Annotated in this window: 13 protein-coding genes; 5 read left to right on the top strand and 8 right to left on the bottom strand. The window is 68.8% G+C overall.

All coding sequences use genetic code 11. The features are described from left to right. Window positions 1–208 precede the first annotated feature (208 nt). Window positions 209–1237 (bottom strand): LacI family DNA-binding transcriptional regulator, encoded by a 1029-nt coding sequence (locus tag IE140_RS14270; protein WP_150197373.1) that lies wholly within the window; start codon window positions 1235–1237, stop codon window positions 209–211. Then, complete coding sequence (locus IE140_RS14265; RefSeq protein WP_150197375.1) at window positions 1234–3633, bottom strand: glycoside hydrolase family 2 protein; 2400 nt, start codon at window positions 3631–3633, stop codon at window positions 1234–1236. Before IE140_RS14265 ends, IE140_RS14270 begins: the two co-directional genes overlap by 4 nt. 267 nt (window positions 3634–3900) lie before the next feature. Here IE140_RS14265 and IE140_RS14260 point away from each other — a divergent pair, with 267 nt between their 5' ends. The 3 genes from IE140_RS14260 to IE140_RS14250 all read left to right on the top strand — a co-directional run bounded on the left by IE140_RS14260 (window position 3901) and on the right by IE140_RS14250 (window position 7171). Continuing rightward, window positions 3901–5220 (top strand): ABC transporter substrate-binding protein, encoded by a 1320-nt coding sequence (locus tag IE140_RS14260; protein ID WP_150197377.1) that lies wholly within the window; start codon window positions 3901–3903, stop codon window positions 5218–5220. Between the two features lie 92 nt (window positions 5221–5312). Further along, complete coding sequence (locus tag IE140_RS14255) at window positions 5313–6287, top strand: carbohydrate ABC transporter permease (protein ID WP_150197379.1); 975 nt, start codon at window positions 5313–5315, stop codon at window positions 6285–6287. Beyond that, on the top strand, window positions 6284–7171 hold the full coding sequence (locus tag IE140_RS14250; RefSeq protein ID WP_150197380.1) for a carbohydrate ABC transporter permease: 888 nt from the start codon (window positions 6284–6286) through the stop codon (window positions 7169–7171). The genes IE140_RS14255 and IE140_RS14250 overlap by 4 nt, the downstream gene beginning before the upstream one ends. 701 nt (window positions 7172–7872) lie before the next feature. Here the strand turns inward: IE140_RS14250 and IE140_RS14245 are convergent. Continuing rightward, a complete protein-coding gene (locus IE140_RS14245) occupies window positions 7873–9201 on the bottom strand; it encodes a class I SAM-dependent RNA methyltransferase (RefSeq protein ID WP_150197382.1) in 1329 nt (442 codons plus the stop codon). A gap of 165 nt (window positions 9202–9366) precedes the next feature. Continuing rightward, a complete protein-coding gene (locus IE140_RS14240) occupies window positions 9367–11403 on the bottom strand; it encodes an APC family permease (protein ID WP_150195651.1) in 2037 nt (678 codons plus the stop codon). Between the two features lie 344 nt (window positions 11404–11747). Between IE140_RS14240 and IE140_RS14235 the strand changes: the two genes are divergently transcribed. Together IE140_RS14235 and IE140_RS14230 are read left to right on the top strand one after the other, a co-directional pair. After that, the gene (locus tag IE140_RS14235; protein WP_109180365.1) at window positions 11748–12416 is read left to right on the top strand and encodes a potassium channel family protein; all 669 of its coding nucleotides are present in this window, start codon (window positions 11748–11750) and stop codon (window positions 12414–12416) included. Continuing rightward, window positions 12416–13093, top strand: a complete 678-nt coding sequence (locus IE140_RS14230) for a potassium channel family protein (protein ID WP_093444116.1) — start codon at window positions 12416–12418, stop codon at window positions 13091–13093. The genes IE140_RS14235 and IE140_RS14230 overlap by 1 nt, the downstream gene beginning before the upstream one ends. Before the next feature lie 77 nt (window positions 13094–13170). Here the strand turns inward: IE140_RS14230 and IE140_RS14225 are convergent, their stop codons facing one another. From IE140_RS14225 to IE140_RS14210, 4 genes are all read right to left on the bottom strand, one after another. Beyond that, complete coding sequence (locus tag IE140_RS14225; RefSeq protein WP_109180364.1) at window positions 13171–13959, bottom strand: DUF3159 domain-containing protein; 789 nt, start codon at window positions 13957–13959, stop codon at window positions 13171–13173. Window positions 13960–13962: 3 nt separating this feature from the next. Continuing rightward, on the bottom strand, window positions 13963–14388 hold the full coding sequence (locus IE140_RS14220) for an OB-fold nucleic acid binding domain-containing protein (RefSeq protein WP_175466131.1): 426 nt from the start codon (window positions 14386–14388) through the stop codon (window positions 13963–13965). A 76-nt stretch (window positions 14389–14464) separates the two neighbouring features. Continuing rightward, window positions 14465–15160 (bottom strand): response regulator, encoded by a 696-nt coding sequence (locus IE140_RS14215; protein WP_032767667.1) that lies wholly within the window; start codon window positions 15158–15160, stop codon window positions 14465–14467. Between the two features lie 76 nt (window positions 15161–15236). After that, a complete protein-coding gene (locus tag IE140_RS14210) occupies window positions 15237–17780 on the bottom strand; it encodes a DUF4118 domain-containing protein (protein WP_150195653.1) in 2544 nt (847 codons plus the stop codon). Between the last annotated feature and the right edge of the window lie 125 nt (window positions 17781–17905).

The raw sequence follows: 17905 nt of genomic DNA, 5'->3' as shown, positions 1-17905 counted from the left end.
GAAAGCTACCTGCTGCCCGTCCCCACATGGCCATCAAAAGAGTGCCGTAGCCCACTACATTGCTCAGCACGTAGGGCCCTCGGATGTCCCGTCAGTACCGGGACACGACCAAAGCGAGGGTGACTCCGAACCGAACAAGAGCGCCGTAATAGAGATCGAGGCCGTGCCCCTGAAACCCGGGGCACGGCCTCGACCAATCTGCAAGAGCCTACTGCTGCGGCGCTGGTGCGGTGGATCCCCTAGGAGTGAGTGAAGGAGTCGGCACCTGGAGGGCTTCGGTGGGCGTTCCCTCTATCAGAGCGAAAAGGGACCGAGCAACCTCCGCACCGAAGTGGTGAACATCGTGGCTCATGGCGGACAGTGGCGGGTGGGTGATCCGGCACAGGTGGGAGTCGTCCCAGGCGAGAAGGGAGAGGTCGTCCGGGACCACGAAGCCCATCTCCGCCGCGACTCCCGCGCCGGCGACCGCCATGATGTCGTTGTCATAAATGATGGCGGTGGGGCGTTCCCCCGCCAGGAGGAGTGCGCGAGTCGCACGCGCCCCTTCCTTACCATCGAAGCCGGTCGCTATCTGTTGCCCTTCCTCCAGACCGAGCTCGCGCACCGTCGCGGCAAAGGCTGCCGTCCGGATCGCGCTGTGCCCGAACTCGGCTGGACCGCCGACCCGCGCCAGCCGCCGGTGGCCGAGCGCGGCCAGATAGCGGACGGCCTCAGCTGTCGCCGTGGCATCGTCGGTCCACACTGCGGGAAAGGACCCCGTGAGTGACGGGTGCCCGACCGCAACCGCGGGCAGACCTACTGCCTGAAGCGCCGGAACCCGCGCGTCGTTCTCCCGGAAGTCGACCAGAACAGCGCCGGCGATCGTCTGGCTGCGCCACCACGTCTTGTACACGTCGATCTCTTCGTCGACATCGCGCACCAGCCGCAGAAGCAGCGAACACGACCGTTCGGCCAGCACGCTCTCGATGCCGGAGATGAAGTCCATGTAGAACGGTTCCAGACCCAGCAGCCGGGCCGGCCGGCACAGGGCCAGCCCGATGATGTCGACTCGCTGACTGGAGAGGCTGCGAGCTGTCTGATTCGGCGCCCAGCTCAGCTCCCGCGCGGCTGCGAAGATGCGCTCGCGCGTGATATCCGAAACGCCCCGTTTGTTGTTGAACGCCAACGAGACGGCACCCTTGGAGACGCCGGCTCGGGCCGCGACGTCCTTGATGGTGATGCGTGCCGGACCGGTCACTTGGTATCCGCGCAGTACAAGGCGGACCGCACGTCCTCCGCGCTGACGTCGCCACAGCCGTCGACCCGGATCCGTACCTGCTCTCCGGGGAGCAGGGTGGTGAGACCGCGGTCGGCGGCGGCGCTGGGGTGCAGCCGGTCTGCCTGAAGCAGGAGGTCCCTGACGAGGGTGTGTGCGTCAACCACGATGTCCACCTTACCTTCGCTGCCCGTGACCGTCTCCACCTCGACGGCGAAGGCCGGCTGGGCGTAGGCGAACTCCTTGTCGGGCACCGGGAAGTGCGTGGCCCGCAGGCCGTCGGCGTCGGCGACGAGGAATTCCTTGGCGCTGCGCTCGTCCGGCGCCAGCTCGGCGGGAACCGGAATCCGCGCGACGGAACGCGCGGCTACGCTCACCTCGTACGTGCCCTGGCTGACTGTGTCACCGTCGGCTTCGAGACGGCGCAGTGTCACCGTGGTGCGCCATTCGGTGGGCGCCTGGTTGACGACGGCGAGGACGAGGCCCTCGTCGCTGGGCTGCAGGGTCAGCAGCCGGTCCGCGTAGACACGGCGCAGTTCGTGGTGGAGCGGCTTGAGGCGGCCGTCCCCGTCGATTGCGGCCCAGGAGCTCACCGGCCAGCAGTCGTTGAGCTGCCAGACCACGGTGCCGGCGCATGTCGGCCAGTGGGAGCGCCAGTGCTCGATGCCTGCGGCAACGGCGCGGGCCTGGACGACCTGGGTCAGGTAGTGCCACCGGTCGAAGTCGCCCTCGGGCAGGGTGAAGTGGCGGGCGACGCCGCGGTTGAGCTTGCCGTTGCCGTCCTCGGCCTTCTGGTGATGCAGCATGCCCGGGGAGTCGGGGGCCAGCACCTCGTTCGGAAGCGTGCGTCGGAGGGTGGCCATCGCCGGGGGGGCCTGCCATCCGAACTCGGCGACGAACCGGGGAACGTTCGCACGGTACTCGGCGTAGTCCTGGCGGTTCCACACTTCCCAGGAGTGATATGTGCCGTGGTCCGGGTCGTTCGGGTGGTGGTCCCACGATCCGGACCAGGGGCTGCCCGCGGCGTAGTGCCGGGTGGGGTCGAGTTCGGCGACCAGACGGGGCAGCAGACCCAGGTAGTAGCCCTCGCCCCACGAGTCGCCCGCGAGGCCGGGCTCCCAGTCCCAGTCGCGGAAGCCCCAGAGGTTCTCGTTGTTGCCGTTCCACAGGACCAGGCTGGGGTGCGGCATCAGCCGGACAACGTTGTCGCGCGCCTCTGCCTCGATCTCTCCTCGCAGCGGCTGCTCTTCCGGGTAGGCGGCGCAGGCGAAGAGGAAGTCCTGCCAGACCATCAGTCCGAGCTCGTCGCAGACGTCGTAGAACGCTTCGTCCTCGTAGATGCCGCCGCCCCAGATGCGCACGAGGTCGACGTTGGCGTCAGCGGCCTGGCCGAGCCGGGTGCGGTAGCGCTCCGGTGTGACCCGGGAGGGGAACACGTCGTCGGGGATCCAGTTGACTCCCCGGGCGAACACGCGCTCGCCGTTGACGACCAAGGTGAAACCCGAGCCACGCGCATCGGCCGTGCGGTCCAGTTCGATGGTGCGGAAGCCGATGCGCCGGCGCCAGGCGTCCAGCTGCCCGTCCTCGTCGGACAGCGTGACGTCGAGGTCGTACAGCGGCTGGTCACCGTATCCGCGCGGCCACCAGAGTTGTGGGGCGTCGACCGCCAGGCGCAGCACGGCCTCGTCGCCCTCGAAGCGGACCTCTGCCGTTTCACCGGCCACCGTGGCGCGCGCCAGCAGGCTCGCGTTCGCACCTCCGGTGGTGCGCTCGACCTGCAGTCTGACCTCGACGTTTCCCGTGGCTTCGTCGACGGTGACGAGCGGCCGTACGGACGCGAGACGCGCCGTCGACCAGTGCTCCAGCCGTACGGGCCGCCAGATGCCCGCGGTGACGAGCGTCGGCCCCCAGTCCCAGCCGAAGCTGCTGGCCATCTTCCGGATGTACTGGAACGGCTCGGGATAGACATTGGGCCGGTCTCCGGTGATCGCCCGTACCCCTTCGGCCTCTGTGTAGGCGGAGGCGAAGTCCACCTCCAGCCTGCCGGTCAGCCCCGTGACGTCGAACCGGTAGGTGCGGTGCATGTTCCGGGTCGCTCCCACCTCCCGTCCGTCGAAGGTGATCCGCGCAGCGGTGTCCAGGCCCTCGAAGACGAGGTCGGTGCGCTCGTGCCGGCTGTCGTGAGACACGTCGGTGGCATAGGTCCACGAGCGCCGTCCGACCCAGGCGACCTCGGTCTCGTTCAGCTCCAGGAACGGGTCCGGAATGACTCCGGCGGCGAGCAGATCCGTGTGGACGCAGCCTGGGACCTGAGCGGGGAGCTGATCCTGCCCGTGACGCAGGGTCCAGCCATCGGTAAGCGGGGTGACGTCTTTCATGTGCGGCTCCAATCGCCCAGTGCGCGCGCTGGCAGATGTGTGACGTCGCACAACTTAACCCGCGTCTCGATCACTGTCTATAAACCGGTCTAGTCACGGACTCGTAACGCACCGAACATCTTCAGGTCCTCCAACCAGCACCAAAGCATCGCCTGGTAACGATTAGGCATCGTCCGGGAAATGAGAGCTTTACCGGTTCACACGCTGGCTGTCATAGTGCCAACATCCCACCGCAGACCTGAGCCGCCATCTGAAGGAGTTGGGCACATGGGGAAGACCAAGACGCTCGCAGGTGCACTTTTGGCCATCGCGACGCTGACCGCGACGGGCTGTAGCGGCGGAGGGGCGCCCTCGACCGAGATGGCCGAGGCCCCCGCCGACCCGGGCAAGGCGACCGGCTCCATCACGGTCCTCACCCAGCGGACGGACCTGGTCCAGAGCGGGGCCATGGACGCGTACGCGGCGGAGTTCAACAAGATCTACCCGAAGGTCAAGGTGAAGTTCGAGGGCCTGACCGACTACGAGGGCGAAGTCAAGATCCGGATGAACACCGAGGACTACGGCGACGTCCTCATGATCCCGGCCTCCGTCTCCAAGAACGACTACCCCAAGTTCTTCGCCCCCCTCGGGACCTCCATCAAGATGGCGGACAAGTACCGCTTCAGCGACAAATCCGCGGTCAACAACAAGGTCTACGGCATCGCCCAGTTCGGCACCGCCAACGGCTTCGTCTACAACAAGGCCCTGTGGAAGAAGGCTGGCATCACCGCCTGGCCCACCACACCGGACGAGTTCCTCGCCGGACTGGAGGCGATCAAGACCAAGACCGGCGCGACCCCCTACTACACCAACTTCAAGGACGGGTGGCCGCTCGTCCAGTGGACCACCAACATCGGCTCCGTCACCTGCGACGAGAACGCCACCAACAAGCTCGCCGGCCCCGTCTCCCCCTGGAAGCAGGGCAGCGAACTCCAGGTGATCGACACCCTGCTGCACGACATCGTCAAGGGAGAGCTCTCGGAGAAGGACCCCAGCACCACCAACTGGGAAGCCTCCAAGACCAAGCTCGCCAAGGGCGAGATCGGATCCATGATGGTGGGCTCCTGGTCGATCACCCAGATGCAGGACGCCGCCAAGAAGGCGGGCAAGAACCCGGACGACATCGGATACATGCCCCTCCCGGTCCTGAAGGGCGACGGCCACTGCGCCACCCTCGTCTCCGACTACCAGCAGGCCGTGAACGCCCACTCCAAGCACAAGGAGGCGGCCCGCGCATGGATCGACTGGTTCACCGAGAAGTCGGGCTACTCCGCCAAGGAGGGCACCGTCCCCACCCTCAAGTCGGCCCCGATGCCGGCCACCCTCAAGGACTTCGTTGACAACGATGTCACCTATGTGGAGCGCTCCGAGACCGACACGGGCAAGGTCAACGACATCGACAACGCCGCCGAGATCGGGCTCAACAAGCCCGACTACCGCCAGAAGCTGATCGACATCGCCCGCGGAGCCCAGAAGGGCAGCCTCGACGACTACTTCACCGACCTGAACAAGCGGTGGGACGAGGCAGCAAAGACCGCCGGATCCTGACCCGGCGAGGGAGGCCCCGGCCGAACGACACCGGCCGGGGCCCACCCCTCCCGCGCACAAGGAATCGAGACGCGGATGACGAAAGGCCCGACATGACCAAGACGACCGAGGTCGCGAGCGTGAAGACGCACCGCGCAGTGACCTCCCGTCGCAGGACCAAAGCGAGCGGCACCAGTCACCCTCAGGGACGCCGGACGTGGGGGCAACTGCTCCGCCGCGCGACTCCGTGGCTGTTCCTGGCAGCGCCCCTGGTACTGCTGATCACGTTCACCTACGTACCCGTGGGGAACATGATCTATTACAGCTTCACGGACTGGGACGGCATCAGCCCCGACCGCAACTTCACCGGAGCGGACAACTACGTCCAGATCTTCACCCGGCCCGAGCTCTTCCGGGTGTTCTTCGTGAGCTTCTACTACCTCGCAGCCTCCGTGGCGCAGATCGCCATCGCGCTCTACTTCGCCACGGTGCTCAGCTTCGATCTGCGGTTCCGCAACCTGTTCAAGGGCCTGCTCTTCTTCCCCTACCTCATCAACGGCGTGGCGATCGGATTCGTCTTCCTGTACTTCTTCCAGGACGGCGGAACCCTGGACTCGGTCCTGTCCTGGGTCGGAGTAGACACCGACCACGCCTGGCTGGGCGACCCCGAATCGGCAAACACCTCACTCGCCGGCGTATCCGTCTGGCGCTTCACCGGCCTGAACTTCGTCCTGTTCCTCGGAGCCATCCAGTCGATCCCCGGCGAACTCTACGAGGCCGCCCAGCTCGACGGCGCGACCCGCTGGCAGCAGTTCCGCCACATCATCGCGCCGAGCATTCGGCCCGTACTGAGCCTGAGCATCATCCTGGCGATCTCCGGCTCGCTCGCCGTCTTCGAGATCCCGTACATCATGACCGGCGGCGCGACCGGCACGTCGACGTTCGTCATCCAGACGGTGAAGCTCGCCTTCCAGTTCAACAAAACCGGGCTGGCCTCGGCCGCCGCGGTGGTGCTGCTGCTGATCATCCTGCTGATCACCTGGATCCAGCGCCGTCTCGTGCCCGACGAAAAGGTGGACCTCGTATGACCACGGCCCAGCAGACCGCTGCCACCACCCGTTCCGTGTCCGACACGCGACGCGTTCGACGCCGTGGCCGCATCGGCCAGACGCTGATCTACCTGTCGCTCGTCATCGCCTCACTGGTGGTCCTCCTCCCGCTCAGCGTCGTCTTCCTCACGTCTCTGAAAACGTCCAAGGAAGCCTCGGACGGCGGCGCGCTGTCGCTCCCGGGCAACTGGCTGAACTTCAGCAACTACGCGACCGCGTTCTCCGACGGCGCCATGCTGACGGCCTTCGGCAACACCGCGTTCATCCTGCTGTTCTCCATCAGCGGCACCGTGATCATTGGGTCGATGACGGCCTACGCCATCGACCGCTTCCACTTCCGGGCCAAGAAGCTCGTCATGGGCCTCTTCCTCATCGCCACCCTCGTGCCGGGGGTCACCACACAGGTCGCCACCTTCCAGGTGGTGAACAGCTTCGGGCTGTTCGACACGCGCTGGGCCCCGATCCTGCTCTACATGGGCACCGACATCGTCTCGATCTACGTGTTCCTGCAGTTCATCCGCGGCATCCCCGTCTCCCTCGACGAAGCCGCGCGGCTGGACGGAGCGAACTCCTTCACGATCTACCGAAAGATCATTTTCCCGCTGCTCAAGCCGGCGATCGCAACCGTGGTGATCATCAAGGGGATCACCGTCTACAACGACTTCTACATCCCCTTCCTCTACATGCCCTCACAGGAACTCGGCACGGTCTCGACCGCCCTGTTCCGGTTCAAGGGACCCTTCGGAGCCCACTGGGAGAACATCTCGGCCGGAGCGGTTCTCGTCATCATCCCCACGCTGGTCCTCTTCCTGTTCCTACAGCGCTACATCTACAACGGCTTCGCCCAAGGCGCGACCAAGTAGAGACACGGGCCGTCGCCCCCATGCCCATCAGGTCAGGACCACCGTCAGCCCACTGGACACAGCAAGCGACAGTGGGCTGACCTTGCGGGGGCTGAGAGAACACCGCGCCGAGCGAGCCGGCACTGCGAACACCGCCTGCGACCGGGACCAAGTCCGGACCGCGCTCGACGAGGAGACGACCAGTTGCCTGGGCTACTTCCTATGGCACGGCACTCGGCTCCGCCTACGCGTCGATGTTCCCCGAGCACGCCGACCGGATCATGCTCGACAGGCAATATCGGAGACACCCACCTCGACCGCCACAGCCTGCGCCGCTACGCGCTCGGCAGGGCCGCCCGCCAGCACGACAGGTGCGGCCTGGGCCGCACCCCCGCACAGGTCCGAGCTAGAGAAGGGACATACGTGGCAGCTCGTGCGGCCGCTGAGGAGGGGCAGAGGGATGCTCGTGCCTGAGTTGCCATACCCCGGGCCGAGGGCCCGGTCCGTGCGGCCCCAGTCGGCAAGATCCGGGGGGGCAGACCTCCACTTCGAGCGTCACCCGAGCGTCAAGAGTTTCGGAGCGAGACCTGGAGGGCGTCGCCGACGTAAGCGCCTCTCTCGTTAATCCGCAGGTCAGGAAGCTTGCGAGGGTGATCCGTCCTACCGACCCGTTCCACGGAGGGAAACAGGTCGAGCACCCCACCCGGTCGCAAAACCGCAGGTCAGGTGCCCTTTGCCGCAGGCTCCAAAATGGCCACGCACTCAACATGCGATGTCATCGGAAACAGATCGAACGCCCGCAACGTCCGCACCCGGTACCCGCCCTCCCGGAAGTACGCCAGGTCCCGGGCCAGGGCAGCCGGGTCGCAGGCCACGTAGGCGATCTTGCGGGCGCCCAGGCCCGACAGGTGCTTGACGACCTGCTTGCCCGCGCCCGCGCGCGGCGGGTCCAGGACGATCAGGTCGCACTCCGTGATGCCCGTGCGGGGCAGGACCTGGTCGACCTTGCCGTGTTCGATGCGGACGCGGTCCAGGTCCTTCAGGTTGTGGCGGGCGTCCTCGACCGCGCGCTTGCCGGACTCGATGCCGAGGACCGCGCCCTTCTCGCCGAGGCGCTGGCCGATGGCGCCGGCGAAGAGGCCGACGCCGCAGTAGAGGTCGAGGGCCGTGTCGTTCTTGCGGGGCAGCAGGCCCTGCATGACGGCGCGGACCAGGGTGTTGGCCGCCTGCGGGTGGACCTGCCAGAAGCCGCCGGAGCCGACGCGGTAGGTGCGGTCGTCGGCGCGTTCGCGGACGAAGGCGCGGCCGTGGACGCGGTGGACGCCGCCGTCCTTCTCGTCTACGCGGAGCACGGAGACCGGCTTGTCCAGCTCGACCAGGGGGAGCCGGCCGCCGGGCTTCGGGGTGAGGATGACCTGGCGGTCGTTCGAGCCGGTGGCGGTGATGGCCTCCACCGCGGCGATCTGCGGCCATTCGCGCTTCTCGACGCCGAGTTCGGAGACCCCGGGCGCGGCGATCAGGCAGTGGTCGATCGGCTGCACGTCGTGCGAGCGGTGCTTCCTCAGGCCCGCGCGGCCCTCGGCGTCGATGGCGTACTGGACGCGGGTCCGCCAGGCCGGCACCTCGCCCGCCGGGAGCTTGTCGCCGTCCGCCGGCATGACCGTGCCGTCCCAGCCGGCCTCCTCGGGGGTCAGGCCCGCCAGGCGCTGGAGCTGTTCGGCGATCACCTCGCCCTTCAGGCGGCGCTGCGCGCCCGGCTTCGCGTGCTGCCAGTCGCAGCCGCCGCACATGCCGGGGCCGGCGTACGGGCAGGGCGCCTCGACGCGGTCCTTGGACGGCTCGATGATCCGTACCGCGTCGGCCCGCAGGAAGCGGGAGTCCGTGTCGCCGTCTGTCACCTTGGCGATGATCTTCTCGCCGGGGAGCGTGTGGCGGACGAAGAGCACCTGGTTCTCAGCCGTACGGGCGATGCAGTGGCCGCCGTGTGCGACGGGCCCGACCTCGACCTCGTACTCCTCCCCGACCAGCGACGACGTGGGTTCGTTCTGCATGAGGGGAGGCTCCAGAGAGGAAGAGGAGGAAGGGGGCAGGGGGTCGAGCTGCTGCCGGACAACAGCCCACCAGTCTACGTGGGACCGGTGGAGGTGGTGACCACGAGCGGGCCCCCGCCCCTGCGCCCCTGCGCCCCTGCGGCCGTCCCCCTCCCCCGCTCACCCTCACCCCTTGCGGTTGCCCCGCTCCACCGGGCCCCGGCGGACCGAACCCGGAGCGCTCCAGTCCGCGCGCTTGCGGGCCCGCTTCTTCGCCGCCTCGGAGGACTGGAGCTGGTACGGGACCGAGGTCACCATGACCCCGGGTGTGAAAAGCAGCCGACCCTTCAGACGCAGGGCGCTCTGGTTGTGCAGCAGGTGCTCGTACCAGTGCCCGACCACGTACTCGGGGATGTAGACGCTGACCACGTCGCGCGGGCTCTGGCGGCGCAGGCCCTTCACGTACTCGATGACCGGGCGGGTCACCTCGCGGTAGGGCGAGTCGAGGATTTTGAGCGGGACGTTGATGGCGCGCCGCTCCCAGTCCTCGCGCAGTGCCTTCGTCTCGTCCGGGTCGACGCTGATGGAGAGCGCCTCCAGTTGGTCGGCGCGGATCAGCTGGGCGTAGCCGAGGGCGCGCAGGGTGGGGCGGTGGAGCTTGGAGACGAGGACGATGGCGTGGACGCGGGAGGGGCGGACGCTCTCGTCGGCGGGGGTCTCGTCGGCGGCGATCTCGTCGGCGACCCGGTCGTAGTGCTTCCGGATCGCGGTCATCGTGCCGTAGAAGATGACCATGCCGAGCAGGGCCACCCAGGCGCCGTGGGTGAACTTGGTGGCGAGGACGATCACCAGGACGACGCCGCAGAAGAAGGCGCCGAAGGCGTTGATGGCGCGGGAGCGGACCATGTGGCGGCGCCTGGCCCGGTCGCGTTCGTCGGCCAGCAGGCGGTTCCAGTGCCGCACCATGCCGGTCTGGCTGAGGGTGAAGGAGACGAACACCCCGACGATGTAGAGCTGGATCAGGTGCGTGGAGTCGGCGCCGTAGATCCAGACGAGCAGGATGGCGGCGCCCGCCAGCAGCACGATGCCGTTGGAGAAGGCGAGGCGGTCGCCGCGGGTGTGGAGCTGGCGGGGCAGGTACCGGTCCTGGGCGAGGATCGAGCCGAGCAGCGGGAATCCGTTGTACGCGGTGTTCGCGGCGAGGAAGAGGACCAGGGCGGTGGCGGCCGCGAGGACCATGAAGAGGAAGGAGCCGTGGCCGAAGACCGCCTCGGCGACCTGGGCGATGACCGGGTCCTGGGTGAAGCCCGCACCGACCGGGACACCGTCGCGGATCAGGTCGATGGCGGGGTTCTCGGCCATCTTGACATCGGTGGCCAGGGCCAGGCCGATGATGCCGCAGAACATGGTGACGGCGAGCAGACCCATCAGGGCGAGGGTGGTCGCGGCGTTCCTGCTCTTCGGCTTCCGGAACGCGGGCACCCCGTTGCTGATCGCCTCGACACCGGTGAGGGCGGCACAGCCCGAGGAGAAGGCCCGCAGGAGGAGGAAGACGAGCGCGAAGCCGGCCAGCCCCTCGTGTTCGGGCTTGATCTCGAAGTCGGAGGTGGGGGCGTGCATCGTGTCGCCGAGGATCAGTCCGCGGAAGGCACCCCACAGGATCATGAGGAAGACGCCGGCCACGAAGAGATAGGTGGGGATGGCGAAGAGCTTCCCGGACTCCTTCACTCCGCGCAGGTTCATCAGGGTGAGCAGGACGATGGCGCCTATGGCGCAGAACGTCTTGTGCTCGATGACGAACGGAATCGCGGAGCCGAGGTTCTCGACGCCGGAGGAGATCGACACGGCCACGGTGAGGATGTAGTCGACGAGCAGGGCGCTGGCGACGGTCAGTCCGGCCTTGGGGCCGAGGTTGGTGTTCGCGACCTCGTAGTCGCCGCCGCCGCTCGGGTAGGCGCGGACGTTCTGCCGGTAGGAGGCGACGACCGTGAACATGAGGACGACGACCGCGACGGCGATCCAGGGGCTGAAGTGGTACGCCGACACGCCCGCGATGGACAGCACGAGGAGGACTTCCCCGGGCGCGTACGCCACCGAGGACAACGGGTCGGACGCGAAGACCGGCAGCGCGATGCGCTTGGGGAGCAACGTTTCCCCGAGCTTGTCGCTGCGCAGCGCCCGGCCGATCAGGATCCGTTTGGGCAGGTCGGTCAGTTTGGACACGCTGAGGATCGTAAGCGGAGCCCGTGGCCGGAAAGCACACCCTTTCGACGTGGCCCCGGCAATCTCCTGCGGTCGGAGGAGAACGTCTCCGCATTCTTTAACGCGATCCTTGCGCCCGTTCTCCCCGTTTTGCTTTCCCTTTGCCTGAATGGACGAGTCCTTTACCGGAGTGGGCGAGGATGCGGGCACTCGGATGAGGGCTTGACTTCCCCGGCGCTTAAGCTCGTCCTCGGGCCACACCGCGGGTGTGTGCCCCGTTGTTTGCCCAGCAAGCCGAGAGAGAAGTGTGAGCAGCGTGTTTTCGCAGGTCAGCCGGATGACCAGGACGGCGGGGTAGGCGCACAGTGCACATCGTCATCATGGGCTGCGGGCGCGTCGGTGCCGCTCTCGCACAGACCCTGGAACAGCAGGGGCACACCGTCGCGGTGATCGACCAGGACCCCACGGCGTTCCGTCGCCTCGGGTCCGGATTCGGCGGTCGCCGGGTCACCGGGGTCGGTTTCGACCAGGACACCCTCCGCGAGGCGGGGATCGAGGACGCCGGGGCGTTCGCCGCGGTCAGCAGCGGCGACAACTCCAACATCATCGCGGCCCGGGTGGCCCGCGAGATGTTCTCCATCGAGAACGTCGCGGCGCGCATCTACGACCCCCGGCGTGCCGAGGTCTACCAGCGCCTCGGCATCCCCACCGTGGCGACGGTGCGCTGGACGGCGGACCAGATGCTGCGGCGGCTGCTGCCGTCGGGCGCGGAGCCGCTGTGGCGCGATCCGAGCGGGGGTGTGCAGCTCGCCGAGGTGCACACGACGCCCTCCTGGATCGGCCACAAGATCAGCACGCTCCAGGAGGAGACGGGGGTCCGGGTGGCCTTCCTCACCCGGTTGGGCGAGGCCATACTGCCGACCTCGCAGACCGTTCTCCAGGAAGGCGACCTGGTCCACGTGATGATGCGTACGGGCGAGATCGCCCAGGTCGAAGAGGCCTTCGCCCAGGGTCCCGAGGAGGACGGTCACTGATGCGTGTGTCGATTGCCGGGGCGGGCGCGGTGGGTCGTTCCATCGCCGCCGAGCTGCTGGAGAACGGGCACGAGGTGCTGCTGATCGACAAGGCGCCGACCGCCATTTCGGTGGAGCGGGTGCCGATGGCCGAGTGGCTTCTCGCGGACGCCTGCGAGATCACCTCGCTGGACGAGGCGGCGCTGCAGCGGTGCAACGTGGTGATCGCCGCGACCGGCGACGACAAGGTCAACCTGGTCGTCTCGTTGCTCGCCAAGACCGAGTACGGCGTGCCGCGCGTGGTGGCCCGGGTGAACAACCCGAAGAACGAGTGGCTGTTCAACGAGTCCTGGGGTGTGGACGTCGCCGTCTCGACGCCGCGGCTGATGTCGGCCCTGGTCGAGGAGGCGGTGAGCGTCGGCGATCTGGTCCGGCTGCTGCGCTTCAGCCACGGCGACGCCAACCTGGTGGAGCTGACCCTGCCGCCGGAGTCGGCGCTGGCCGGCATCCGCGTCGGGGATGTGGCCTGGCCCGCGGACACCTCGCTGGTGACGATCATCCGGGGTACGCGGGTGCTGACGCCGAGCCCCGAGGAGTCCCTGGAGGCCGGGGACGAGCTGCTGTTCGTGGCCGCCCAGGCGCGCGAGGAGCAGCTTGAGGACCTGCTGTCGGTCCGGCGGAGTCCCGAGGACGAGTGAGCGAGCCGCCATGCGGAAGGGGCCTGGAAGGAACGCCGAGCGTTCCTTCCAGGCCCCTTCGCATCCGTCCGTACGGGTCAGGCCTCCGGGTCGCGGAGGGCGGCCGCCGCGGCCTTGCGCTTCTTCTCGGCCTGTTCCTCGGCCTCCATCTCGGCGAAGACGTCGATGGGCGGCGGCGCCTTCGCGAGGAAAATCCAGGTCAGATAGACCGCGAGCAGGAACGGCGGGATCTTCAGCGCGATGAGCACCCAGCCGAACTGGGTGGTGTCGGCCCACCAGTAGAGCGGGAAGAGGATCGCGCACTTGGCCAGCAGGATGAAGCCCCAGGCGTAGCTGGCCTTGGTGTACGCCTTCTTCCGGCCCGGGTTACGGGTCCGCCAGGAGAGGTTCTCCTTGAAGACCGGGCCGAGGATCAGACCGATCAGGGGTACGCCGGCAGCGGCGGTGGCGATGTAGGCGACCGACAGGCCCAGGGTGTAGAGCATGCCCGGCAGATAGAAGTCCTTGGCGTCGCCCGTCATCTTCGCGAAGAGGACGCCGAAGCCCACCCCGAAGACGCCGCTGAAGGCGTGCTTGACGGTGTCCCGGCGGATCAGCCGGACGACGACGAGGGCCAGGGACACCGCCAGGGCCGCGATGGCCGAGGCGTTCAGGTTCTTGTTGATGGTGAAGATCGTGACGAAGAGCAGCCCGGGGAGGACTGTCTCCACCATGCCGCGCACCCCGCCGAAGGCCTCGAAGAGCGCGGCCTCGGTGACCGCCTTCGACTCGGCGTCCTGCTGGGCGGCGTGCCTCCCGCCGGCGTGCTGCGGATCGGTGCGGTGGGGCTGGTCCGTGTCGGACGTCGGCTTGTCGAGAGACGTCACCGGCTACTCCTTGCCGAGCGGTCGGAGTTCGTATGTGGGGTTGAACAGCACCCGGCGGCCGTGGCTCATGGCGACCCGCCCCGAGGCGATGATCCTGCGGCCGGGCTCTATGCCGACGATGGAGCGACGGCCGAGCCAGACCACGTCCAGCGGCTCGGTGCCGTCGAAGAGCTCCGCCTCCAGGGCGGGCACTCCGGCCCGGGGACGGAGGGTGACGGTCCGCAACGTACCAGCCACCTTCACGATCTGCCGGTCGGAGCACTCGGAGATCCGGGTGCAGCCGGTGGCCTGCGCGTCCTCCCGCAGCTCCTGGGACTCCAGGTCCTCCTGGGAGCTGGAGAGCCGGTCGAGCATACGGCGGAAGCGCCCGGAAGGCTTCGCCGCCTTCCCGGCCTTCCCGGCTTTCTCGGATCGGGGAACAGCACTCATACCCGAAGGGTACCGGTCCTGCGCGCGGCACACGCAGGTCCGCGACGATCACTCGAAAGGGTGAGCAGGTACGGAGTCAGTCACGCTCGAACCGATAGCCCATGCCCGGTTCGGTGACGAAGTGGCGGGGGTGCGAGGGGTCCGCCTCCAGCTTGCGGCGCAGCTGGGCCATGTAGACCCGCAGATAGTTGGTCTCGGTGCCGTAGGAGGGGCCCCAGACCTCCTGGAGGAGCTGCTTCTGGCTGACCAGGCGGCCCGCGTTGCGGACGAGGACCTCCAGCAGGTGCCATTCGGTGGGGGTGAGCCGTACGTCGCGGCCCTCCCGGTGCACCTTCTTCGCCGCCAGGTCGACGGTGAAGCCGGCGGTCTGGACGAGGGCGACGTCCTCGGTGCCGCCCTCCTGGCCGACCGGTTCCGCCCGGCGTACCGAGGCGCGCAGCCTGGCCAGCAGTTCGTCCATGCCGAACGGTTTGGTGACGTAGTCGTCGGCCCCGGCGTCCAGCGCCTCCACCTTCTCGTCGGAGGTCTGACGGGCGGAGAGGACGAGGATCGGGACCCGGGTCCAGCCGCGCAGCCCCCTGATCACCTCCACCCCGTCCATGTCGGGCAGTCCGAGGTCGAGGAGGACGACGTCGGGGTGGCGGGCGGCGGCGAGCTGGAGGGCGGTCGCCCCGTCGGGCGCGGCGTCGACCTCGTACTGGCGGGCCTTCAGGTTGATCACGAGGGCGCGGACGATCTGCGGCTCGTCGTCGACCACAAGCACCCTGGTCATCGCGGACCTGCCTTTCTGCTGTACGGGGAGGTGTCGGGGAATACGTCGGGGCGGGCGGTGTACGCCCGGGGCCGGGTCACGAGGTGACCCGGGCGGGCAGCTCGGGGTCGGCCCGGCCCCCGCCCGGCGCCGCGGCCAGCGTCAGGACCATGGTCAGCCCGCCGCCGGGGGTGTCCTCGGCGTCCAGCGTGCCGCCCATGGCCTCGGCGAAGCCCCGGGAGACGGCGAGGCCGAGGCCCACTCCGGCGCCGCGCGGGGCGTCACCGTACCGCTGGAAGGGCTCGAAGATGCGGTCCTTGGCCTCGTCGGGGACGCCCCGGCCCCGGTCGACCACCCGCAGCTCGACGCGGCCGCCGAGCGCGCTGGCGGCCACGGCGACGGGCTCCCGGCCCGGGTTGTACTTGACGGCGTTCTCGACGATGTTGGCGACGACCCGCTCCAGGAGCCCGGGGTCGACGGCGACCATCGGCAGTGTTTCGGGGACGTCGAGGTCGACGCTGCCCTCGGGGACGCCGCCGAGCGCCATCGGGACCACCTCGTCGAGGTCGATCTCGCGGATCAGGGGAGTCACGGTGCCGGTCTGGAGGCGGGACATGTCCAGCAGGTTGCCGACGAGGTGGTCCAGCCGGTCCGCACCGTCCTCGATGCCTTCCAGGAGCTCCGCCTCGTCCTCGTCGGACCAGGCGACGTCGTCGGAGCGCAGCGAGCTGACGGCGGCCTTGATGGCGGCCAGCGGGGTGCGCAGGTCGTGGCTGACGGCGGCGAGCAGGGCGGTCCTGATCCGGTTGCCCTCGGCGAGCCTGCGCGCCTCTTCGGCCTCCCCGACCAGGCGCTGGCGGTCCAGGACGACGGCGGCCTGGGCGGCGAACGCGCCGAGCACCCGGCGGTCCTCGGCCGGCAGCACCCGGCCGGAGAGCGCGAGGGCCAGGTTGTCGCCGACCGGCATGTCCACATCGGCGTCGTCGGGGCGGCTGACCGGGGCCGGTCCGACGGATCCGGCGCAGGTCCACGGCTCCACGTCGCTGCTGCGCTCCAGCAGGGCGACGGACTCCATGGCGAAGGTCTCGCGGACCCGTTCCAGCAGGGCGTCCAGGGCGGTCTCGCCCCGCAGCACGCTGCCGGCGAGGAAGGAGAGGATCTCCGACTCGGCACGCAGCCGGGCGGCCTGGTGGGTGCGCCGGGCCGCGAGGTCGACCACGGAGGAGACCGCCACCGCCACCGCGAAGAAGATCACGATGGCGACGAGGTTCTCCGGGTCCTGGACGGTCAGGGTGTGGGTCGGCGGGGTGAACCAGTAGTTCAGCAGCAGGGAGCCGGCGGCCGCCGAGGCCAGCGCGGGTCTCAGTCCGCCGAGCAGGGCGGCGGCCACCGTCAGGAAGAGGAAGAGCAGGACGTCGTTGGCGAGGCCGGGGGCGTCCTCCATGGAGCGCAGGACCACCGCGAGCAGGACGGGGCCGACGACCCCGACGAGCCAGCCCCAGAGGATCCGGGCGCGGCCGAGCCGGGCGCCGCGGGCGATGGGCAGACCGCGGCCCTTGGCGACCTCTTCATGGGTGACGATGTGGACGTCGAGATCGGGACCGGACTCCCGGGCGACGGTCGCGCCGACCCCGGGGCCGTAGATGTACTGCCAGGTCTTGCGGCGGCTGGAGCCCAGCACGATCTGGGTGGCGTTGACGCCGCGGGCGAACTCCAGCAGCGCGGCCGGTATGTCGTCGCCGATGACGTGGTGGAAGGTGCCGCCGAGGTCCTCGACCAGGGTGCGCTGGACGGCCAGCTCCTTGGGGGAGGCGGCGGTCAGGCCGTCGCTGCGGGCGATGTAGACGGCGAGGATCTCGCTGCCGGAGCCCTTGGCGGCCATCCGGGAGGCGCGGCGGATGAGGGTGCGGCCCTCGGGCCCGCCGGTCAGCCCGACGACGATGCGTTCGCGGGCCTGCCAGGTCGTGCGGATGTTGTGCTCGCCCCGGTACTGCTGGAGGTACTCGTCGACCCGGTCGGCGGTCCACAGCAGGGCCAGCTCGCGCAGGGCGGTGAGGTTGCCGGGGCGGAAGTAGTTGGAGAGGGCGGCGTCCATCTTGTCGGGCTGGTAGATGTTGCCGTGGGCCATCCGGCGGCGCAGGGCCTGGGGCGACATGTCGACCAGCTCGATCTGGTCGGCCCGGCGGACCACCTCGTCGGGGACGGTCTCGCGCTGCCGGACACCGGTGATCGACTCGACCACGTCGCCGAGCGACTCCAGGTGCTGGATGTTGACCGTGGATATGACGTCGATCCCGGCCTTGAGCAGCTCCTCGACGTCCTGCCAGCGCTTGGCGTTGCGGGAGCCGGGGACGTTGGTGTGGGCCAGCTCGTCGACCAGGGCCACGGCCGGGGCGCGCTCCAGGACGGCGTCGACGTCCATCTCGGTGAAGACGGCGCCGCGGTAGCTGATCTCGCTGCGCCGGACCTGCTCCAGGCCGTGCAGCAGCACCTCGGTGCGCGGCCGGGCGTGGTGCTCGACGAAGGCCACCACACAGTCGGTGCCGCGCTCGACCCGGCGGTGCGCCTCGGAGAGCATCGCGTACGTCTTGCCGACGCCCGGTGCCGCGCCCAGGTAGATCCGGAGTGTGCCGCGTCCCATGGCCCCATTGTCTTCTTCCGTCCGGCCGTGTCCTGCGGAGGGCCGGTGGCGCGCCCGGTGCGGCTGCCGCCGTCGACGCTACTCCGCCGCGGGCCGTGGTTCGGTCCGGAGAGTGCAGGTGAGGG

It is taken from the genome of Streptomyces parvus, from assembly GCF_014648875.1.
GTDB classification, from domain to species: Bacteria; Actinomycetota; Actinomycetes; order Streptomycetales; family Streptomycetaceae; genus Streptomyces; species Streptomyces parvus.
The sequence above is the reverse complement of the archived record's forward strand: the minus strand, read 5'-3'. Positions and strand labels throughout refer to the sequence as shown.

Bases quoted from the DNA above. Each gene is read 5' to 3' on its own strand.
- IE140_RS14230 (WP_093444116.1), top strand. From the start codon at position 12,416: ATGCGTGTGTCGATTGCCGGGGCGGGCGCGGTGGGTCGTTCCATCGCC.
- IE140_RS14215 (WP_032767667.1), bottom strand. From the start codon at position 15,160: ATGACCAGGGTGCTTGTGGTCGACGACGAGCCGCAGATCGTCCGCGCC.
- IE140_RS14255 (WP_150197379.1), top strand. From the start codon at position 5,313: ATGACCAAGACGACCGAGGTCGCGAGCGTGAAGACGCACCGCGCAGTG.
- IE140_RS14220 (WP_175466131.1), bottom strand. From the start codon at position 14,388: ATGAGTGCTGTTCCCCGATCCGAGAAAGCCGGGAAGGCCGGGAAGGCG.
- IE140_RS14260 (WP_150197377.1), top strand. From the start codon at position 3,901: ATGGGGAAGACCAAGACGCTCGCAGGTGCACTTTTGGCCATCGCGACG.
- IE140_RS14265 (WP_150197375.1), bottom strand. From the start codon at position 3,633: ATGAAAGACGTCACCCCGCTTACCGATGGCTGGACCCTGCGTCACGGG.
- IE140_RS14250 (WP_150197380.1), top strand. From the start codon at position 6,284: ATGACCACGGCCCAGCAGACCGCTGCCACCACCCGTTCCGTGTCCGAC.
- IE140_RS14210 (WP_150195653.1), bottom strand. From the start codon at position 17,780: ATGGGACGCGGCACACTCCGGATCTACCTGGGCGCGGCACCGGGCGTC.
- IE140_RS14245 (WP_150197382.1), bottom strand. From the start codon at position 9,201: ATGCAGAACGAACCCACGTCGTCGCTGGTCGGGGAGGAGTACGAGGTC.